Source organism: Mesorhizobium sp. M5C.F.Ca.IN.020.29.1.1 (assembly GCF_003997375.1).
Classification (GTDB): Bacteria; Pseudomonadota; Alphaproteobacteria; order Rhizobiales; family Rhizobiaceae; genus Mesorhizobium; species Mesorhizobium wenxiniae.
This window is the reverse complement of record NZ_RZSW01000760.1, coordinates 1-2,258: the sequence shown is the minus strand read 5'-3', so window position 1 is coordinate 2,258 and position 2,258 is coordinate 1. Positions and strand designations below refer to the sequence as shown.

At 62.2% G+C, this 2,258-nt stretch carries 2 protein-coding genes; both read left to right on the top strand.

What is annotated here, in order from left to right; all coding sequences use genetic code 11:
* A partial coding sequence (locus EOA85_RS33185) for an acyl-CoA dehydrogenase family protein (protein WP_127212527.1) occupies positions 1-958 on the top strand: 958 nt, incomplete at its 5' end.
* 20 nt (positions 959-978) lie between these two features.
* Positions 979-1,863, top strand: a complete 885-nt coding sequence (gene mmsB, locus EOA85_RS33180; RefSeq protein ID WP_065012202.1) for a 3-hydroxyisobutyrate dehydrogenase — start codon at positions 979-981, stop codon at positions 1,861-1,863.
* Positions 1,864-2,258 lie beyond the last annotated feature (395 nt).

Here is a 2,258-nt window from a genome sequence, read left to right as displayed (position 1 = left end):
CTCGGCGCTCGGTCGGCTCGACGCCGTGCTGATCTTCGAGGCGCTTTCGCGCGCCGATCCGGCTTTTTCCTCCTTCATCTCGATCCACAATATGGTGGCCTCGATGATCGACCGCTTCGGCAGTAACGAGCAGCGCCAACGCTTCCTGCCGAGGCTGACTTCGATGGAATGGCTGGCCAGCTATTGCCTGACCGAGCCAGGCTCGGGATCGGATGCTGCGGCGCTGAAGACGCGCGCGGTGAAAAGCGGCGGCGACTATGTGCTGAACGGCGTCAAGCAGTTCATCTCAGGCGCCGGTGACAGCGACCTCTATATCGTCATGGCGCGCACCGGCGCCGACGGGCCGAAGGGCATTTCCACCTTCGTCGTGCCGAAGGATGCGTCCGGCCTGTCTTTTGGCGCCAACGAGCACAAGATGGGCTGGCACATGCAGTCGACGCGCCAGGTCATCTTCGAGGACTGCAAGGTGCCGGCGCAAAACCTGCTCTCAGTCGAAGGCGCCGGCTTCGGCATCGCCATGGCCGGACTCGACGGCGGCCGGCTCAACATCGCCGCCTGTTCGCTGGGCGGCGCGCAATCGGCGCTCGACAAGGCACTGGCCTACACCGCGGAGCGTAAGGCCTTCGGCTCCAAGATCAACCAGTTCCAGGCGCTGCAGTTCAAGCTCGCCGACATGGAGACCGAGCTGCAGGCGGCACGGATCTTCCTCTACGCCGCCGCGTCGAAGCTCGACCACAAAGCTCCCGATGCCTCGAAATGGTCGGCGATGGCCAAGCGGTTCGTCACCGACATCGGCTTCAATGTCGCCAACGACGCGCTGCAACTGCATGGCGGCTACGGCTATTTGCACGACTACGGCATCGAGAAGCTGGTCCGCGATTTGCGCGTTCACCAGATTCTCGAAGGTACCAACGAGATCATGCGCGTCATCATCGCACGCGCCCTGATCGGCCGCTGACGGCAAACCGGGAGAAAACGATGACCACCATCGCCTTCATCGGCCTCGGCAATATGGGCAACCCGATGGCCGCCAATCTCGTCAAGGCTGGATATGCCGTGCACGGCTTCGACCTGATGCCGGAGAATCTCGTCATCGCCAAGGAGCATGGCGTCGTCGTCATGGCCAATGCCGTTGCCGCAGTGAAAGAGGCCGATGTGGTCATCACCATGCTGCCGGCCGGCAGGCATGTCCTGTCGGTCTATGAGGACATCGCGCCCAAGGCGAAAAAAGGCGCGCTGTTCATCGATTCCTCGACCATCGACGTCGAATCGGCACGAAAAGCCCACGCCATTGCCGCCAAACATAAGCTGCTGTCGATCGACGCGCCGGTTTCCGGCGGCACCGGCGGCGCCGCAGCCGGCACGCTGACCTTCATGGCCGGTGGCTCGAAGAACGCATTCGCCAAGGCCGAACCCATCCTGAAGCCGATGGCCGGCCGCATCGTCCATTGCGGCGATGACGGCGCCGGACAGGCGGCAAAGATCTGCAACAACATGATCCTCGGCATTTCGATGATCGGCGTCGCCGAAGCCTTCGTTCTGGCGGAAAAGCTCGGCCTGTCGCATCAGGCGCTGTTCGACGTCGCCTCGAATTCGTCGGGCCAGTGCTGGTCGCTGACCACCTATTGCCCGGTGCCCGGTCCGGTGCCGACATCGCCGGCCAACAATGGCTACAGGCCAGGATTTGCCGCAGCACTGATGCTGAAGGACCTGAAACTGTCGCAGGAAGCCGCGCAAAGCGCCGGTGCGGTGACGCCGCTGGGCGCCGAGGCCGCCCAGCTTTATGCGCTGTTCAACGCCCAGGGACATGCCGGTGCCGATTTTTCCGGCATCATAAATTTCCTGCGCGGTACCCCAGCGTAATGCATGTCGCCCCAAGAGCTTGCGCTCGGGCTTGACCGTCCCTTCAGACGCGACGCGCTTAAGCCTCGAACTCGACGGGCTTTTCCGTTCCCGGCAAAGAGAAACATCGGAAATTTAGATTTGCTTAAACTATCGATAACCACCCGGTAACGATGTCCCTGTAGAACGGAGTGCGAGGCGGCATATCGCATCCGCCCGGCGCTCCGGATCAGGTCTCGCGTACCGGAGCCCGTAAGTTTCGCAAGTGTTCTGTTGGCGAAGCGCCATGCGTATCTGGCAAAGCCGCGTTCCCGATGGAGCGCGGTTTTTGCGTTTCAGAACGGCACCGCGCAAGAGCTGGCACAGATGTGGAAAGGGCCGCTGATCCGGCCCTTCGATAGTGCAAGTCATGACCC

What these genes read in the sequence shown, in the direction of transcription:
- mmsB (WP_065012202.1), top strand. Translation starts at nt 979, where the DNA reads ATGACCACCATCGCCTTCATCGGCCTCGGCAATATGGGCAACCCGATG.